Source organism: Acidiphilium sp. PA (genome assembly GCF_026191915.1).
Taxonomy (GTDB): domain Bacteria; phylum Pseudomonadota; class Alphaproteobacteria; order Acetobacterales; family Acetobacteraceae; genus Acidiphilium.
On sequence record NZ_JAIMBY010000011.1, the window covers coordinates 68,207 to 85,799 of the forward strand.

A 17,593-nucleotide genomic window follows, 5' to 3' on the forward strand; every position below is an offset into this window, starting at 1 on the left:
CGCGTTAATCGAAGGGCGAACGAGCGTCTTCTTTTTATGACCAAAAACGAAGCAAATAGGTCCGCCCACCGAATCCCATGCCGGTAAAGCCGCCCACAGCCCCGGGTCAAAAAGTTTTTTGCTTCTTTTTTACAAAAAAGAAGCCTTTCCTCCCCCCGACATCCCGCTTGCATTTACCCGTCATCTCCGTCATCACCATGTCATTCGAACTCCCACGCGGGAGAGTGTGATGCCAGGGTAACCAACACCCGCCCGGTATCACCGCCGAAGGCGCAACCGGCCCCCGGAAACGCTCAGGCATCAGGGACCGCGCGGAAAAACGAATCTCTGGAAAGCCGGCGCCCTGCGCCGCACCGACGGCGTAAGGACCGGGTCAACCCCGATCCGAATCTCTCAGGTTCCGCGACAGAGGGGGGTCAGTCTGGACGGTTCTGCACCCGTCCGCTGCACACGCGGGAGACACTCGACCTTTGGCTGACCACGAACCCCAAACCGTGCCGCTCGATGCCTGGCACCGCGCCCACGGTGCCCGCATGGTCGATTTCGCCGGCTATCTGATGCCCGTGCAATACGACGGCATCATCACCGAGCATCTCCACTGCCGCAGCAGCGCCGCGCTGTTCGATGTCTCGCACATGGGCCAGGCCACACTCGCCGGTCCCGCCGCCGCCGCCGCCCTCGAACGCGTCGTCACCGGCGATATCGCTGGCCTCAAACCCGGCCGCCAGCGCTACACGCTGCTGATGAACGAGGCAGGCGGCATCGTCGACGATCTGATGGTCGCCAATCTCGGCCACCATCTCCTCCTCGTCCTCAACGCCGGCCGCAAATATGCGGATGTCGCACATATCACCACCCATCTCCCCGCCGGCGTCACCCTCACCCCGGCGTTCGACCGCGCCCTCCTCGCCCTGCAGGGCCCGCAGGCCGCCGCCGTCCTGGCCGAACTCATCCCCGCCACCACCGCCATGCGCTTCATGGACGCGATCGAAACCACCGCCCTCGGCACCGACCTCACCATCACCCGCTCCGGCTACACCGGCGAGGATGGTTTCGAGATCGGCATGCCCGCCGCCCATGCCGCGGATGTCGCCACCGCCCTGCTGGCCGACCCCCGCGTCAAACCCGCCGGTCTCGGCGCCCGCGACTCGCTCCGGCTCGAAGCCGGCCTGCCGCTTTATGGCAACGATATCGATGAATCCCGTACCCCGATCGCCGCCAACCTCGGCTTCGCCATCGGCAAACGCCGCAAAATGACCTGGGATTTCCTCGGCGGCGCCGCTGTCCGTGCCGCGCACGACAACGGTGCCGCCGAACGCCTGGTCGGCCTGCGCGCCGAAGGCCGCGCCCCGGTCCGCGCCGGAGCCACGCTGCACGATGCCGCCGGCGCCGCCGCCGGCCAGATCACCTCCGGCACCTTCGCCCCCAGCCTCGATGCCCCGATCGCGCTGGGCTACGTCCGCGCCGATCTGGCAACCGACGGCACCGCCCTCACCGCCACGCTGCGCGGCCGCGCCATTGCGCTCCACGTCACCCCGCTTCCCTTCGTCCCCCACCGCTACGCCCGATGAAAGGCCCGATCATGACCGAGATCCGCTTCACCAAAGACCATGAATGGGTCAGCCTCGATGGCGACATCGCCACCATCGGCATCACCGATCACGCCCAATCCGCCCTCGGCGACGTCGTCTTCGTCGAACTGCCCGAGCCCGGCCGCACCGTCGCCGAGGCCGAGGCCTGCGCCGTGGTCGAAAGCGTCAAGGCCGCGTCGGACGTCTACGCCCCGCTCGCCGGCACCGTCACCGAACACAACGCCGCCCTCGCGGACGAACCCGGTCTGGTCAACAAGGAGCCCGAAGCCGGCGCCTGGTTCTTCAAACTCCGCCTCGCCGACCCCGCCGCATTCGAGGCGCTGCTCACCGCCGATGCCTATCAGGCCTTCGTCCAATCGCTCTGATCGGAGCCCCGCCATGCCCCATGATTTCGCCGCCTTCGATACCATCCTCGCCGCCGACCGCTTCGCCGATCGCCACATCGGCCCCGGCACCGCCGAGCGCGCGGCCATGCTGCGCGCCCTCGGCGATGCCTCGATCGAGTCGCTGATCACCCGCACCGTCCCCGGCGCCATCCTCACGCAAAACCCGCTCGACCTCGCACCCGCCCTGACCGAAGGCGAAATCCTCGACGATCTCCGCCAGTTCGCCGCGCAGAACCAGGTCAAGCGCAGCCTGATCGGCCTCGGCTATCACGGCACGGTCACGCCGCTGGTCGTCCTGCGCAACGTGCTGGAAAATCCCGGCTGGTACACCGCCTACACCCCGTATCAGGCCGAAATCGCCCAGGGCCGGCTCGAAGCGCTGCTGAATTTCCAGACCATGACGGCCGAACTCGCCGGCATGGCGATCGCCAACGCCTCCCTGCTCGATGAAGCCACCGCCGCCGCCGAGGGCGTCGCCCTCGCCCACGCCGTCCATAAGGGCAAATCCACCACCATCGCCGTCGCGACCGACCTGCACCCGCAGACCCGCGCCGTCATCGCCACCCGCGCCGCCCCGCTCGGCTGGACCCTGAGCGACATCGACCCCGGCGATACCGCGGCAATCGAACGCGCCGCCCCGTTCGCCCTGGTGCTGCAATACCCCGGCACCACCGGCGGCGTGCGCGATCTCACGGCCGAAATCACCGCCGCGCACACCGCGGGCGCCCTCGCCGTCGTCGCGGCCGACCCGCTCTCCCTCGCCCTGCTGAAACCGCCCGGCGAAATGGGGGCCGATATCGTGGTCGGCTCGACCCAGCGCTTCGGCGTGCCGATGGGCTTCGGCGGCCCGCACGCCGCCTATTTCGCCACCCGCGACAGTCTGAAACGCCACATGGCCGGCCGCCTGGTCGGCGTCTCGATCGATGCCGCCGGCGCCCCCGCGCTGCGCCTCGCGCTGCAAACCCGCGAGCAGCACATCCGCCGCGAAAAAGCCACCTCGAACATCTGCACCGCCCAGGTGCTGCTCGCCGTCATCGCCGGCTTCTACGGCGTCTGGCACGGGCCGGACGGTCTCGCGCGCATCGCCACCCGCATCCATCTCGCCACCCGCATCCTCGCCGGCGCCGCGACCGCCGCCGGCTTCACCCTGCGCCATGCGACCTTCTTCGACACGATCGCGATCGAAACCGGCCCGCAGACCGAGGCGCTGATGGCCCGCGCCCTCGCCGCCGGCTTCAACCTGCGCCGGATCGATGCCACCACCATCGGCATCACGCTCGATGAAGCCATCACCCACGCCGAGCTCAAATCCCTCACCACCCTGTTCGCCACCGGCGCCGAAGCCCTCGCCTCGCCGCTCGCCCCGCTCACCCGCCGCAGCGCCTTCATGACCGCGCCGGTGTTCCACGCCCATCGCTCGGAACATGCCATGCTGCGCTACCTCAAACACCTCGAGGACAAGGACGTCGCGCTGAACCGCAGCATGATCCCGCTCGGCTCCTGCACCATGAAACTCAACGCGACCGCCGAAATGATCCCGATCACCTGGCGCGCCTTCGCCGACATCCACCCCTTCGCCCCGGCCGACCAGACCAAAGGCTACCGTGCCCTGATCGCCAGACTCAGCGCCGATCTCGCGCGCATCACCGGCTTCGCCGCCGTCTCCCTGCAACCCAATTCCGGGGCCCAGGGCGAATACGCCGGCCTGCTCAGCATCCGCGCCTACCACGCCGCCCGCGGGGAGGCCGCGCGCGACATCTGCCTGATCCCCTCATCCGCCCACGGCACCAACCCCGCCTCCGCCACCATGGCCGGCTACCGTGTGGTGGTGATCGGCTGCGACAAGGCCGGCAACATCGACCTCGCCGATCTCGATGCGAAAATCAGCCAGCACGCCGAACGCCTCGCCGCGCTCATGATCACCTACCCCTCGACCCACGGCGTGTTCGAATCCACCATCCGCACCATCTGCGAGCGCGTTCACGCCGCCGGCGGCCAGGTCTATATGGATGGCGCGAACATGAACGCCCAGGTCGGCCTGACCAGCCCCGCCGCGATCGGCGCGGATGTCTGCCACCTCAATCTGCACAAAACCTTCTGCATCCCCCACGGCGGCGGCGGCCCCGGCGTCGGCCCGATCGGCGTCGCCGCCCATCTCGCGCCGCATCTGCCCAATCACCCGATGCGCGCGGACGCCGGCCCCGCCACCGGCTACGGCCCGATCGCCGCCGCCCCGTTCGGCAGCGCCTCGATCCTGCCGATCCCCTACGCCTATATCCGCATGATGGGGCCGGAGGGTCTGCGCGAAGCCACCGCCATCGCCATCCTCAACGCCAATTACATCGCCCACCGCCTCGCGCCGCACTACCCCATCCTCTACACCGGCGCCGGCGGCACCGTCGCCCATGAATGCATCATCGACTGCCGGGGCTTTCAGGCCACCAGCGGCATTCAGGTCGAAGACATCGCCAAACGCCTGCAGGACTACGGGTTTCACGCCCCCACCATGTCCTGGCCGGTTCCCGGCACGCTCATGATCGAACCGACCGAAAGCGAATCCAAAGCCGAAATCGACCGGTTCTGCGATGCGATGATCGCGATCAGCGCCGAAATCGCCAGCATCGCCGCCGGCACCTTGCCGCGCGACGACAATCCGCTGAAAAACGCGCCCCACACCGCCGCCGAGCTCACCGCAACCACCTGGAGCCACAGCTACACCCGCGAACAGGCCGCCTTCCCGCTGCCCTACCTCGCCGCCACCAAATACTGGCCACCGGTCAAACGCGTCGATAACGTCTACGGCGACCGCAACCTGGTCTGTTCCTGCGCCCCCATGACCGACTACGCCGCCGCCGCCGAATAATCCCCGGCACGGTTACCCGAAATCGACCAAGCCGCGATCCGTCCCACCAGATGCGGCTGGCGCAGCAGCGCCAGCCGCAAACGGTCAGACGCCTTACTGACCGCCCAGCGATGACGGATAGGCCGAAGCCGACGGCGTGCCGGTCCACATCTCCTGCATCTCCATCATGGCCTTCGCCATTTCCATATTGGCCTTCGCCATATGGCTCATCGCCATCATTTCCATTTTCGGGCCGATGGCGAATTGCGTGCCGTATGATTTATCGATCTCGTTGATCAATTGCTGGGCCTGGCTGAGCTTGGCATGCATCGCCGTCATCTGCGCGGGCGACAAAGCGGGCGCTGGCGCAGCATCGGCACGTGCCAGAAACGATCCGGCCATGACCAGGCCGAGCGCAAGAGCGAAACGTGAGAGTTTCATGATAAGGTCCTTGATGAGGTCAGACACGGCCACAAAACCGGGCCAGACCATGATTTGAATTCTGATGGTATCGAACGCCGCTCCGCCTCAGGCGCCCGGCGTGCAGGTCAGCACGACCATGCCCCGATGGTGCGGCACCGGCTGCATGGTGCACGCGATCTTGGTGGTGCCCGCCACGCTCGGATGCATCATCATATCGGTATGGATCACCTTCATCGCCGGCATGGACATCTGCATCTCCAGCCGAAACGGCTGCGCCGGCGCCATCGGCCCCGGTGAATAGATATGCGTCCCCACCGTGTCAGGAAACGCCGCCCCGCCCTCGGGACCGCCGGCATAGCCAAGCCCCGGCACACCGATAACAGCCGCCAGCAAGCCTGCGGCCATCAATGATTTCAAAGTATTCGTCATGGTATCCTCCTGAGTTTGTCTGTCATATTTCGTCGAATAACAAGTATTGATCCGTGTCAGGTCTATCAACTGACAGGCTTTACATGTATCCAGTAACCGACAAAGTCGAGGTATCAATTCGATGCCCAAACGGCATCACCGCCACCCGCCGTGGCCGCAGATGGCACTATCCGACCCGCGCGCGGCCCAGATAAAGATAATTATGGGTCCGTGGTCCGGGCATCCGATCATGCGCCAGATGCTCGATCCGGAATCCGGCATCGCCGATCAACGCATCGATCCGCCGATTGATATGGCAGCCCCCGGCCACCAGCCCCCACGGCCGATCCAGCCGGTCCTGCCAGCGCGCCACGCCGAGTTCGGGCGCGCGACCGTGTTCGACGAACAGCAGCACCCCGTCCGGTTTCAGCACCCGTCGCGCCTCACGCAGCGCGCGCGCCGCATCGGGAATCGTGCACAGGGTCCAGGTGGTCACCACAGTATCGATACTGACATCAGCAACCGGCAAAGCCTCGGCCGATGCCTCGATCAATTCAACCGGCACGATCGCCGAGGCTGCCCGTTCCCGCGCCATGCGCAGCAGCGCGGCCGAGGGATCGCACCCGGTCACCGCGCTCACCGCCGGCCCATACAGCGCCAGATTCAACCCCGACCCGATCCCGAGTTCCAGCACTGTCCCCCGCGCATCAGAGATCACCCGGCGGCGAAACGGCAGCAAAACCTCCTGGCGCATCGCAAAATTCAGCACCCGCGGCAGCACCACCCGCTCATACCAGTTCATCGCGCGGGCACCACGGCCGAAACCTGCTCGAGCAAGATCGCCCACCGCTCATGATCACGCCACGCACCATCGATGTAGAGATAGGCCGGCGAATACCCTTCGAGCCGAAACCCCAGCCGCTCCACCAGCGCCCGCGAGCGCAGATTGCCCGGCTGGATATTCGCCTCCACCCGGTGCAACCCCACCGCCTCGCGCATATGGATCAACCCGGCCCGCAGGCACAGGCTCATCAACCCCCGCCCGGCGAACGCCGCCATGCCGTAATACCCGAGGTAGCACGACAGAAAATTACCCCGCACGATCTCGCTGAAGTTCAGCACGCCGATCACCGCACCATCCGGCATCGCGCCGAGCATCGACACGGTCCGCCCCGCCGCCACGCTGGCGAACCACCGATCGAACGACGCCCGATCGACCGGCGGCTGCACCCAGGGCGCGTGATAGGCCCGGTTCGCCAGATTGGCCTCGATCACCGCCGCCGCATCGCTCTCGACCATCGGACGCAAGATCATACCGGCAGCACCACCACCACCCGCAGCCCGCCGAGCGGGCTGTCATCGAGCCTGATATCCCCCCCATGTGCCGCGATGATATCCCGCGCAATCGCCAACCCCAACCCGGTGCCCGCCGCGCTGCCGCTCTCGAACGGGCGGAACACCTGCTCGCGCCGCTCGGCCGGAACGCCCGGTCCATCGTCATCGATCAGCACGCGCACACTGCGCTCGCCCTCCGGCGCCGCCGTGAACTCGATCCGCCGCGCATGCCGCGCCGCATTGTCGAGCAGATTGGCCAGCGCCCGCCGCATCGCCTCAGGCCGCAGCGTGATGCCCGGCAGCGGCGCGACATGCAGCGCAATCACCGCCCCGCCGCGCGCCGCCCGCGCCGTGATCTCCTCGATCAGCACGGCAAGATCGGTCAGCTGCGGCTGCTCCGTCCCCTCGCCCCGCGCGAACGCCAGATACAGCCCGATCAACCGCTCCATCTCATCGATGTCGCTGGTCATGCCATCGATATCCGATGTATCGCCCGGCAGCATCGCAATCGCCAGCCGCAACCGCGTCAGCGGCGTGCGCAGATCATGCGAAACCCCAGCCAGCATGGCGGTGCGCTGCGCCAGAAACCGGCGCACCCGGTCCTGCATCCGGTTGAATGCCGCCCCAGCGCGCCGCACCTCGGTCGCCCCTTCCGGCCGGATCGGCCCGGTATCGCGCCCCATGCCGAACGCCTCGGCCGCCAGCGCCAGCCGGCGGATCCCCCGCACCTGGTTGCGCAGAAACAGGATCGCCAGGCTCAGCAGGATCAACGTGACACCGCCCAGCCAGGCGAAGAAAATATAGAGCTCGCCAATATATAACCGCTTGCGCGGCACATCGATCGTCAGCACCCCGTCCGACACCTGGATATCCACCCGCACCATCCCCGGCGGTCCATGCCACACCAGCACGAACGGCCGCCCCAGCCCGACCGCCAGCGCCGATGCCAGATCGGCATCCACCGGCCCGAACGCATGCGGCAGGCCCCGCGGCGTCAGTTTCCGCCCGGGATGAAAATGAAACGCGAACTCGAACCGGTACGCCGCATTGGCAAAAATCTGCGACCGCGCATCGGGAAACGCATCCGCCTGATCCAGCACGAACGCAATCTCCCCCGCCACACTCCCCGCCAGCCGGCGCGACAGCGTATCGAGATGACTGCCATAAAAAATCTGCAGCGCCACCCCCTCCAGCAGGATCAGCGGCAGCACCACGATCAGCAAGGTCCGGCCGAACAGGCTGCGCGGCAGAATCTTGCGCAGCGCGCGGTCGGGTTCCAGACCGCGCGGGACCAGTCTCATGCAATAAAACTCAGCAAAGAAAGCACTTCTTTTTTGTAAAAAAGAAGCAAAAAACTTTCTGTAATTTGGTGCACGGGCGTTTTCGCAGCCGAAGCTCCAGCGAATAAAAGTTTTTTTGCTTCTTTTTTTACAAAAAAAGAAGACCTTCCCTCACCCCGCCCCGTCATGGCCCCGGCTTTAAAATATAACCCCGCCCCCGCACCGTCTGCAAATACCGCGGCTCGCGCGGGTCCGCCTCGATCTTGCGCCGCAACCGCGTCACCTGCACATCGATCGCGCGTTCCCCCGCCTCATCCATGCCCAAAATCTGCGCCAACCCCTCGCGGGACAACACCTCGTTCGCCCGCGACGCGAGCACACCCAGCAGGCTCGCCTCACCCCCGGTCAGCCGGATCGGCCCGCGCTCGGTGATCAACTCCCCCCGATCCGGATCGAAACGCGCCCGCCCCAACTGCACCGGGCCGGACGATGCCACCGGCGTGGTCGTCCGCCGCAGCATCGCGCGGATTCGCAGCAGCAACTCCCGTGGATCGAACGGCTTGCCCAGATAATCATCTGCCCCCGCCTCGAACCCGGCAATCCGGTCCTCCGGCGCCCCCCGCGCCGTCAACAACAGAATAGGCAAGGTCGGCGCCCGCTCCGCCCGCAGCGATTCCGTCAGCGCCAAGCCGGATTCCTCCGGCATCATCACATCCAGCACCAGCATGTCCGGGTCGACAATCCGCAACGTCTCCCGTGCCGCCGCCGCACTCTCCGCCGTCGTCACCCGAAACCCGTGCTCGATCAGATAGCGCGACATCAACCCCCGCAGCCGCGCATCGTCATCGACCAGCAGGATATGCGCCGCCGTGCCGTTCACCGCCGCGTCCCGCTCACCGCTTCGGCGCGCGCGCCGCCTCGGCCCGATCGAGCCACTGCCGTGCCTCCTCCTTCATCATGCCCCGCAACACCTTGCGAAACCCCTCCACCGCCGGCCCGCCGGCCTCGCGAAACGCCGTCGTCAGCCGCTCATGCTGCAATTCGAACAACCGCCGCTCCAGCGCTTCCCCCGTCGGCGTCAACGACAACAGCCGCTGCCGCCGATCCGTCCGCCCCGGCGTCTGGCGCACATATCCCTGCCGGATCAACGGCCCCAGCACCCGTGCGAGGCTCTGCTTGGCAATCCCCAGAATATGCAGCAGCTCCCCCACCGGCAATCCGGGATTCCGCCCGATGAAATGCAGCGTCCGATGATGCGCCCGCCCGAACCCCATCTCCGCCAGCATCGCATCCGCCGTCGCCACCAGATCGCGGTTGGCGAAAAAAATCATGTCCTGCGCCAGACGGATCTCGTCCTCGCGCAAAAACAAAAGCCCGGCGGTCGGCCCGGTCTGGTTCGGTTTGTCATGCATGGCGGGCTCAGCAATACTGGTATGGGTGCTATGTGATAAGACAGGAGCACTTCCTATTTATATTTCGAATGTGGCGCAACCATGACTTTCCCGCCCGCCCCCGCGCCGCCGCCCGCCCGCGCCCCCTTGGCTGCCACGCGCCACCTCTCTAAAGATAAGCCCCAACATCCAGCCAGCCCCAGCCGGCTGCATCCGACCATAGGGGGAACCTGACCAATGAGCCTGATACCATTCGACGACCGGGACGGCATGATCTGGTGGGACGGCGCCCTGCGCCCCTGGCGCGAAGCCAATCTCCACGTCCTCTCCCACGGCCTGCACTACGCCTCCGCCGTGTTCGAGGGCGAACGCGCCTACGCCGGCAACATCTTCCGCCTGCGCGACCACACCAACCGCCTGATCCAGTCCGGCAAACTGCTCGGCTTCGACATCCCCTACACCGCCGATGAAATCGACGCCGCCTGCAACCAGGTCCTCGCAGTCAACGGCTTCACCGATGCCTACATCCGCCCCCTCGCCTGGCGCGGCTCCGAACAACTCTCGGTCTCCGCCCAGCAGACCAAAATCCACCTCGCCATCGCCGCCTGGGCCTGGCCCAACCTGTTCGGCGCCGATCGCATGAAAGGCGTCACCCTCGGCATGGCGAAATGGCGCCGCCCGGACCCGCGCACCGCCCCCACTGCCTCCAAAGCCGCCGGCCTCTACATGATCGGCACCCTCTCCAAACACGCCGCCGAAGCCGAAGGCTTCAACGACGCCCTGATGCTCACCCTCGATGGCAACGTCGCCGAAGCCACCGGCGCCAATATCTTCTTCGCGATCGACGGCGCCCTGCACACCCCCACCCCCGACAGTTTCCTCGACGGCATCACCCGCCGCACCGTCATGGCCCTCGCCCGCGCCCGCCAGATCCCCGTGCACGAACGCCACATCAAACCCGAGGAAATGCCCCGCGCAACCGAAGTCTTCCTCGCCGGCACCGCCGCCGAAGTCACCCCCGTCCGCCAGATCGGCGAGCTGCACTTCACCCCCGGCGCACTCACCCGCACCCTGATCGACGATTACGACGCCCTGGTCCGCATGTCCCCGGCCGAGGTCGCCAAGCGCGCCGCGTGAGCGTCCCGCGCTTCTCCGATCACGCGGCAAACGAACGGACCTTCCTCGCCTGGGTCCGCACCGCCATCGCCGTCATGGCGTTCGGCTTCCTGGTCGAACGCTTCGACATCTTCCTGAAAATCGCCGGCAAATCCCTCGGCAAAACCTTCACCATGTCAGGCCAGGTCGCCGGCAGCCTCGTCGGCCTCGCCCTCATCATCGCCGGCGCCGCCATGGTCGCCGCCTCGATGCTCCGCTTCGTCAAAAACCGCGCCGATATCATCGACGAACAAACCCACCCCGCCGAAAACGACCGCCTCGACCTCATCCTCGCCGGCCTCATCGTCATCCTCGGCATCGGCCTCGCGATCTATCTCGGCATCACCATGCTGCAAGGAAGCAAGTAGCGCTTTTTTGAAAAAAAGCGCGCAAAAAACTTTCCGACTCCGGATGAGCCCACGGTGGGGCGCTCTTCCGCACCCCACCACCTTCACCACCCATCACCCCCGAACCAGCCCAATCGCCCGGATAATCCCCGCGTGCCACAGGCCGCCGAAACGATGAGAACGGCCAATCCCAGGCATTCCCGACCAACCCATGCATCGATCATGAACGGATAAAGCGCGCGCACCCGTGAAACAGACGCGCGCAACGCGGCGACCTCCTTCACCAAGATATCGCCGCGCCGATCCATCAAGGCAACAGTGAAGAAATACGTCCCGCCGCCGACGTAATTTCACCGATATTGTGGCATCTATTTACCAGCTGATTTCACCGTCGCCATTATCGCGCCGAAAGGATGGCGTACGAAAGAGCTTCTCACCCCGCGTGTGCTGGTCCCGAAATTGTTGAACAACAGGTGGTGGACTGCTTACGGCGGACGAACACGGATATTGGACCTTCGCTATATGGCAAAAGTTGGCCGGGAGCGGACTGACGGGTCTGGATGCTCAACCGGCAAATGCGGACACGCGCCAGAAGGTAGGACGCAAGGCAGTTGGGCATTCCGCCTCGACTTGCTAAGATTACGAGTTAATGTCTTCGGGCCATTTTTTTAAAGGGATGCCCGCGTAACGAATGCCGGCCGCTAACCTTGACATTATCAAATGTATAGAGAACGATTTGATATCGCGACGAGGGATGGCGTTGTACATAAAATTCAATCTATCGCCGTGAGTGCCGGTGCGATCCACGATCGTCAAAAGTTCTCTTCCGGCTTTCGTTAAAACGATGCATGGCACCTCAATAGGAGTCGTAGAGTGTGACTCAATCCTCAAAAAAAACTGATCATCGGACCACTCTCCTATATTACTATCCGATACCGGGATTTTTACACATAAGTTCGCCTCAACTCCCGCCAGCAGACCAGCTTGTTCCAATTCCAAGAATTCACTGAACCGTTTGTCTTTTTCTTTCGCGGCAATAAAAATCGCAGAATCAGAGACAAGGGGGGTGATTTTGATAAATAGTCTCGCTATATTCTGATCAATCTCGGAAAGGCACCTTAATGTACTCAGGCCAAAGCTTCCGGGACGCCTAACTTGTCCTGAAAGAATGCGACCCCACAGCTGACGAGTGCGCTCGGAACTAGCCTTCTCAGCGTAAGACGAAAACAGGTTTAGCCAGTCCTCGTCGAGCAGGTCGTCATTAACAGCGTAGTCTTGAGATTTGGCCGCTACATCCTTTAAGCATTCTTCAGCTACCGCATCTTTGTTCTCCTGATTGCGATAAGCCTCACCCATTGTTTCAATCAATGCCCGCTCCAGGCGGTCTGGATCACACGATATCTTCTTTGCGAAATCGGGTACTAATAGCTGCAATACCGCTTCTTGAGCATCTGTCTTATTACTTTTTCGCTTGGCATCATCCGCAAGCCCGGCGTTCTCTTTTTGGTCTGCAACATCCCACTTTCGGGTAAGTCTGCCGGTAAGGCGGTCGTATCCTTGGGCGACTCTCGATTTTACCCCCGAAGGAACGGCGTGCCAAGCCGCTATGGCACCAGTGGTACCGCTGAATGATTGGATTAAAGCATTGAGGTCCATTGTGAAGTTCTTATTTGGTTTCAGCGATCATCGTTGGATTTGTCCTGATTGGCAAGCCGAGCGCACACTATCCAAAGGTGTCAGTCAAGCAAGCCGTAGGGTGGGGTGCTCTTTCGCACCCCACCACTTTAACCACGCATCACCTCTACGGTCTTGCACCAATCCCGCCACCCGTCTCCTCCACGCCACCCCAATCGACCGGACAACCCTACGGCGCGCCATAATAATAAGAACGCGTAGCTTGGGCTGCTCTCCCGCACCCAACCGCTCGCATCCCCTCACCGCAGAAACGCACCCAACTCCACCTCATGGGGCCGCATACAGGCAATGGCCCAATAGCCTATAAAATCGGCCACGAAGCGCAAAGCGGCCGGCTGTGCCGCTGCAAATGATGTTTCAGGTCCAGGAACTCATATTTTTCGGCAGAAAGCCGTAGGGCGGGTTGCCCTTCCGCACCCCACCACCCTCACCACCCATCACCCCTCAGCAAGCCGTAGGGTGGGGTGCTCTTCCGCACCCCACCATTTTCACCACCCATCACCCCTCAGTTCCGTCCCCCCCCCCACTTACCACCCCCGTCCCCCACCCCAATCGCCCGGATAACCCCCGCGCGCCAAAGCCCGCCGGAACGATAAGAACGGCCAGTCCCAAGCCGTCCCAACCAACCCGTACTTCACCGGCTTGAAATGAGACATAACCGACATGACGCCTGAAATCGGCCTCATGCCGGATCGTGCCTCCCCAAAACCCGCGCACCCTCCCGATCGCCCTAAACCACCCCCCCGCCAGCACCCTATCCCCGTCACCCCACCCCGATCCGGTCCAGCGCCGCCCAATCGTCATCCGCCAACTGCACCGCCCCCGCCGCCAGATTTTCCCGCAAATGCGCCACCGAAGACGTCCCCGGGATCAGCAGAATATTCGGCGCCCGCCGCAGCAGCCAGGCCAGTGCCACCTGCATCGGCGTCGCTCCCACCCGCTCGGCCACCGCCGACAGCGTCGCCGATTGCAGCGGGCTGAAGCCACCCAGCGGAAAAAACGGAACATAGGCAATCCCGTCCGCCGCCAGCGCGTCGATCAGCGCGTCGTCCTCCCGATGCACAATATTGTAGCGGTTCTGCACGCAGACGATCTCGGCGATCCCGCGCCCCTCCCGCACCTGCGCCGCCGTCACATTGCTGAGCCCGATGTGACGCACCAGCCCCCGGCGCTGCAGATCGGCAAGCGTCTCGAGCGGTGCCGCGATCGATCCTTCCGCCGGCCCATGCACGTCGAACATGATCCGCAGATTGACCACGTCGAGCGCCTCCAGGCCAAGATGGCGCAGATTGTCATGCACGGCGCGCGTCAGGTCATCCGCGCTGAACGCCGGCCGCCACGATGCGTCCTCGCCCCGCCGCGCCCCAATCTTGGTGACGATGACGAGATCATCGGGATACGGCGAAAGTGCCGCGCGGATGATCTGGTTGGTAACATGCGGCCCATAAAAATCGCTGGTGTCGATATGGTTCACCCCCGCTGCCACCGCCGCGCGCAGAACCGCCACCGCCGCCTCACGGTCGCGCGGCGGCCCGAACACGCCGGGGCCGGCCAGTTGCATCGCGCCATAGCCGAGCCGGTTGACCGTCCGGTCACCCAGCCTGAAACTCTGTGTCTGATCGTTGGTCGGCATCGCTGTCTCCTCTGTCTGCCGCTGAACTAATCCTTGCCTCACGCCGCGATAATCCGTCATGATCGGGACGGGTTGTGCGGATTGGCGAACAATGAAAACGGACCTTGGTGATCTGAATGCCTTTCTCGCGGTCGCAAAATCCCGCGGGTTTCGCGACGCCGCCCGGTCCAGCGGCGCCAGTGCCTCGGCCTTGAGCGAGGCGGTGCGCCGCCTGGAAACCCGGCTCGGCGTGCGACTGCTGCACCGCACCACCCGCAGCGTCGCACCGACCGAGGCGGGCATGCGTCTGCTCGACCGGCTCGGCCCCGCCCTCGGCGAAGTCGCGGCGGCGCTCGAAACATTGAATGGGTTCCGCGATCGTCCGGCAGGCACCCTGCGCCTGAATGTCCCGGTCAGCGCCGCCCGGCTCGTGCTGCCCGCAATCGTGCCGGGTTTCCTCGCCGCCTTCCCCGAGGTCGAACTGGAAATCATCGCCGAAGACAGTTTCGTCGACATGCTCGCATCCGGCTGCGATGCCGGCATCCGTTACGACGACCGGCTGGAGCAGGACATGATCGCGGTGCCCATCGGCCCGCGAACCCAACGCTTCGCCACCGCCGCCTCGCCGCAGTATCTCAACCGTCACGGCCGGCCCGGCCATCCGCGCGATCTGCTGGCCCATGCCTGCATGCGGGGGCGTTTCGCCAGCGGCGCCTCGACCAGCCCGTGGGAGTTCGAGCGCGCGGGCGAGGTCGTGCGCATCGAACCACGGGGCCCCCTGCTGGTCCGCGCCGGTGCCGCGACCGACCTTGCGGTCGCTGCCGCGGTGGCCGGCAGCGGCATCATCCATCTGTTCGAGGATTGGCTGCGTCCGCACCTGAACAGCGGCGCGCTCGAACCGGTGCTCGAAGACTGGTGGCAGACATTTTCAGGCCCGTTCCTCTATTATTCCGGCCGCCGGCTGGTCCCCCCGCCGCTCCGCGCGTTTCTCGATTTCATCAGGACGAGCCAGTCCTGACCGGCCCCCTCTTGACCGATCCCGATCACGCGCAGAACCCCCGCCCCGCGCCTCAGCCGGCCGCGTAATCCATCGCGTCCAGATCGGCGATCAGCCCGGGCCCCACCGGCTCCCAACCCAGCTTCGCGCGCGTGATCGCGCTGGACGATGGCATATCGAGACCCGCGAACGGGCTGAGCCAGCCGAATTGCGCTTGCGACTGTTCGGGCGCGATGCTGATCACCGGCACCTTCAGCCCACGGCCCAGCGCCTCGGCGATCGCCTTCATCGGCACGCCCTCCTCGCCCACCGCGTGATAGATCGCGCCGGCCTCGGCCTTTTCGAATGCCAGCCGATACAACCGCGCCGTGTCGGAAACATGCGCCGCCGGCCAGCGATGGCCGCCATCGCCGATATAGGCCGAAACGCCCGTCTGCCGTGCCACCGCCGTGAAATAGGGCACCAGCCCCTGCCTGCGCGGGTCATGAATTTGCGCCAGCCGCACGATCGAGGCATTCAAACCCCGCTCCGTGAAGGCTTTGATCGTCGTCTCCAGCCCCGCGCGCGGATTCCACGCGGCCGTCGGGCTCTCCTCCGTCGATGGCCTGCCATCGATATTCGCTGCAATCGCCGTGCCCGAGGTCACCACGAGCGGCCGATCCGAACCCAGCAACACCTCGCCCAACGCCGTCACCGCCGCCCGTTCATCCGCCGCGTTTTTCTCGAACCGGGAAAAATCGTGATTGAACGCAAGATGGATGACCCCATCCACCTCGGCCGCCCCCGCCCGCAGACTGTCGAGATCCTCGATATTGCCATGATGAACCGCGGCACCCGCCGCCCGCAGTGCCGCGGCCCCGGCCTCCGAACGGGTCAGGCCAAGCACCTGATGCCCGGCGCTTATCAACGCCGGCACAAGCGCCGAACCAATGAACCCGGTCGCACCGGTCACAAAAATGCGCATGATGGTCTCTCCTCGCTAAAACAATGGTGCGGTTGCCTTGCACCGCCACATGAGGAGATAGACGGTGCATGAAGGACGATCTATAATCGAAAATCCGTATAATTGGTCCAATCGTCCCAATGACCCAGAATATCCCGCCTCACCCGGCCCACACCCAACCCACCCCGCCGGCATTCGGCGCGAGTACGCACATCGACCCGCTTTCGGAGGTCCTCGCCGTGCTGAAACCGCAGAGCCTGGCCTCGGGCGGCTTCATGATCCCCGATGGTCTGGCCTTCCATTTCCCGCGGTATCAGGGCATCAAATGCTACGCCATGCTGGCCGGACAATGCTGGCTCGTCGTCGAAGGCGTCGCCGAGCCCGTCAGCCTCGAAGCGGGCGATTGTTTCATCCTGCCGCACGGCTTGCCGTTTCACCTGACCACGGACCTCGCGCTCGAGCCCATCCATTACACGCTCGCGTGGGATCGCGTTCGAAACATCACCGCCGGGCAGGAGGCGGCGGACGGCGAACGCTACATGGCCGGCGGGTTCTTCGCCTTCACCGGCAGCCATGCCGCGATGCTGCTGCACGCCTTGCCGCCCATCGTGCATATCCAGCGCGAGGCCGATAAAGCCGCCATGCGCTGGTCGCTGGAACGCCTGCGGGAAGAGCTGCGCGACAGGCGGCCCGGCGGCGCGCTGATCGCCCAGCAGCTCGCCTACACCATGCTGATCCAGGCGCTTCGGCTGCACCTGGCGGATGCCGCAACCGCCGGTCGCGGCTGGCTGTCGGCCTTGTCGGATCGGCATATGAGCATCGCCATCGCCAGCATGCATGAACACCCCGAATACGCCTGGACGCTGCAAACCCTCGCCGAACGCGTCGGCATGTCCCGCTCGGTCTTCGCCCTGCGCTTTCGTGAGATCGTCGGCACCACACCCATGGAATACCTCACCCGATGGCGCATGCTGCTCGCCGCCGACCGCCTTGCAAACTCAAGGGAAACCCTCGGCACCATCGCGCGGTCGCTGGGCTATGAATCCGAAAGCGCGTTCGGCAAGGCCTTCCGTCGCGTGACCGGAAGCGCCCCAAGACAATCCGTCCGCCGGCGTCGCGCCACCCCCGCCACACCCCACCACCAAAAATCTAACAAAACCCCCTAACAAACCCCTTTCTCACCCCCC

18 protein-coding genes and 1 riboswitch are annotated in these 17,593 nt (G+C 64.8%); of the genes, 7 read left to right on the forward strand and 11 right to left on the reverse strand.

All coding sequences use genetic code 11. The annotated features are described in order from the left end of the window. Positions 1-207 precede the first annotated feature (207 nt). Positions 208-320, forward strand: a riboswitch (glycine riboswitch). A 150-nt stretch (positions 321-470) separates the two neighbouring features. Genes gcvT through gcvP form a run of 3 tightly spaced genes read left to right on the forward strand, consistent with a single transcriptional unit; the run spans position 471 to position 4,841 of the window. Continuing rightward, entirely contained in the window at positions 471-1,571 is a 1,101-nt protein-coding gene (gene gcvT, locus AruPA_RS13690) for a glycine cleavage system aminomethyltransferase GcvT (protein WP_265637274.1), read from the forward strand. Between the two features lie 11 nt (positions 1,572-1,582). Next, the gene (gene gcvH, locus AruPA_RS13695) at positions 1,583-1,957 is read left to right on the forward strand and encodes a glycine cleavage system protein GcvH (RefSeq protein WP_265637344.1); all 375 of its coding nucleotides are present in this window, start codon (positions 1,583-1,585) and stop codon (positions 1,955-1,957) included. 13 nt (positions 1,958-1,970) lie between these two features. Then, on the forward strand, positions 1,971-4,841 hold the full coding sequence (gene gcvP, locus AruPA_RS13700; protein ID WP_265637275.1) for an aminomethyl-transferring glycine dehydrogenase: 2,871 nt from the start codon (positions 1,971-1,973) through the stop codon (positions 4,839-4,841). 93 nt (positions 4,842-4,934) lie between these two features. On the opposite strand, the gene AruPA_RS13705 is transcribed toward gcvP, so the two are convergent. The 8 genes from AruPA_RS13705 to AruPA_RS13740 form a co-directional block, all read right to left on the reverse strand. Then, on the reverse strand, positions 4,935-5,261 hold the full coding sequence (locus AruPA_RS13705) for a hypothetical protein (protein ID WP_265637276.1): 327 nt from the start codon (positions 5,259-5,261) through the stop codon (positions 4,935-4,937). Positions 5,262-5,348: 87 nt separating this feature from the next. Beyond that, the gene (locus tag AruPA_RS13710) at positions 5,349-5,672 is read right to left on the reverse strand and encodes a hypothetical protein (protein ID WP_265637277.1); all 324 of its coding nucleotides are present in this window, start codon (positions 5,670-5,672) and stop codon (positions 5,349-5,351) included. A gap of 166 nt (positions 5,673-5,838) precedes the next feature. Beyond that, positions 5,839-6,453, reverse strand: a complete 615-nt coding sequence (locus AruPA_RS13715) for a class I SAM-dependent methyltransferase (RefSeq protein WP_265637278.1) — start codon at positions 6,451-6,453, stop codon at positions 5,839-5,841. Then, positions 6,450-6,965 carry a GNAT family N-acetyltransferase gene (locus AruPA_RS13720; protein WP_265637279.1) on the reverse strand — a complete coding sequence of 172 codons (516 nt, stop codon included), beginning with the start codon at positions 6,963-6,965 and terminating at the stop codon, positions 6,450-6,452. The genes AruPA_RS13715 and AruPA_RS13720 overlap by 4 nt, the downstream gene beginning before the upstream one ends. Continuing rightward, a complete protein-coding gene (locus tag AruPA_RS13725) occupies positions 6,962-8,287 on the reverse strand; it encodes an ATP-binding protein (protein ID WP_265637280.1) in 1,326 nt (441 codons plus the stop codon). Before AruPA_RS13725 ends, AruPA_RS13720 begins: the two co-directional genes overlap by 4 nt. Beyond that, positions 8,284-8,454 (reverse strand): hypothetical protein, encoded by a 171-nt coding sequence (locus AruPA_RS13730; RefSeq protein WP_265637281.1) that lies wholly within the window; start codon positions 8,452-8,454, stop codon positions 8,284-8,286. The genes AruPA_RS13725 and AruPA_RS13730 overlap by 4 nt, the downstream gene beginning before the upstream one ends. Further along, positions 8,451-9,146, reverse strand: a complete 696-nt coding sequence (locus tag AruPA_RS13735) for a response regulator (RefSeq protein WP_265637282.1) — start codon at positions 9,144-9,146, stop codon at positions 8,451-8,453. The genes AruPA_RS13730 and AruPA_RS13735 overlap by 4 nt, the downstream gene beginning before the upstream one ends. A 13-nt stretch (positions 9,147-9,159) precedes the next feature. Further along, entirely contained in the window at positions 9,160-9,678 is a 519-nt protein-coding gene (locus AruPA_RS13740) for a MarR family winged helix-turn-helix transcriptional regulator (RefSeq protein WP_265637283.1), read from the reverse strand. Positions 9,679-9,894: 216 nt separating this feature from the next. Here AruPA_RS13740 and AruPA_RS13745 point away from each other — a divergent pair, with 216 nt between their 5' ends. Beyond that, the gene (locus tag AruPA_RS13745) at positions 9,895-10,794 is read left to right on the forward strand and encodes a branched-chain amino acid aminotransferase (RefSeq protein WP_265637284.1); all 900 of its coding nucleotides are present in this window, start codon (positions 9,895-9,897) and stop codon (positions 10,792-10,794) included. Beyond that, on the forward strand, positions 10,791-11,180 hold the full coding sequence (locus AruPA_RS13750; protein WP_265637285.1) for a YidH family protein: 390 nt from the start codon (positions 10,791-10,793) through the stop codon (positions 11,178-11,180). Before AruPA_RS13745 ends, AruPA_RS13750 begins: the two co-directional genes overlap by 4 nt. Positions 11,181-11,798: 618 nt before the next feature. Here the strand turns inward: AruPA_RS13750 and AruPA_RS13755 are convergent. After that, positions 11,799-12,815 carry a DUF2806 domain-containing protein gene (locus AruPA_RS13755; protein ID WP_265637286.1) on the reverse strand — a complete coding sequence of 339 codons (1,017 nt, stop codon included), beginning with the start codon at positions 12,813-12,815 and terminating at the stop codon, positions 11,799-11,801. A gap of 802 nt (positions 12,816-13,617) precedes the next feature. Next, positions 13,618-14,487, reverse strand: coding sequence for an aldo/keto reductase family oxidoreductase (locus tag AruPA_RS13760; RefSeq protein WP_265637287.1), 870 nt, complete (start codon positions 14,485-14,487; stop codon positions 13,618-13,620). 91 nt (positions 14,488-14,578) lie between these two features. Here AruPA_RS13760 and AruPA_RS13765 point away from each other — a divergent pair, with 91 nt between their 5' ends. Next, on the forward strand, positions 14,579-15,484 hold the full coding sequence (locus AruPA_RS13765; protein ID WP_265637288.1) for a LysR substrate-binding domain-containing protein: 906 nt from the start codon (positions 14,579-14,581) through the stop codon (positions 15,482-15,484). 52 nt (positions 15,485-15,536) lie between these two features. Here AruPA_RS13765 and AruPA_RS13770 read toward each other — a convergent pair whose 3' ends face one another. Next, positions 15,537-16,427, reverse strand: coding sequence for an SDR family oxidoreductase (locus tag AruPA_RS13770; protein ID WP_265637289.1), 891 nt, complete (start codon positions 16,425-16,427; stop codon positions 15,537-15,539). A 119-nt stretch (positions 16,428-16,546) separates the two neighbouring features. On the opposite strand from AruPA_RS13770, the gene AruPA_RS13775 reads away from it, so the two are divergent. Further along, positions 16,547-17,572, forward strand: coding sequence for an AraC family transcriptional regulator (locus AruPA_RS13775; protein ID WP_265637290.1), 1,026 nt, complete (start codon positions 16,547-16,549; stop codon positions 17,570-17,572). The last annotated feature ends 21 nt before the right edge of the window (positions 17,573-17,593 follow it).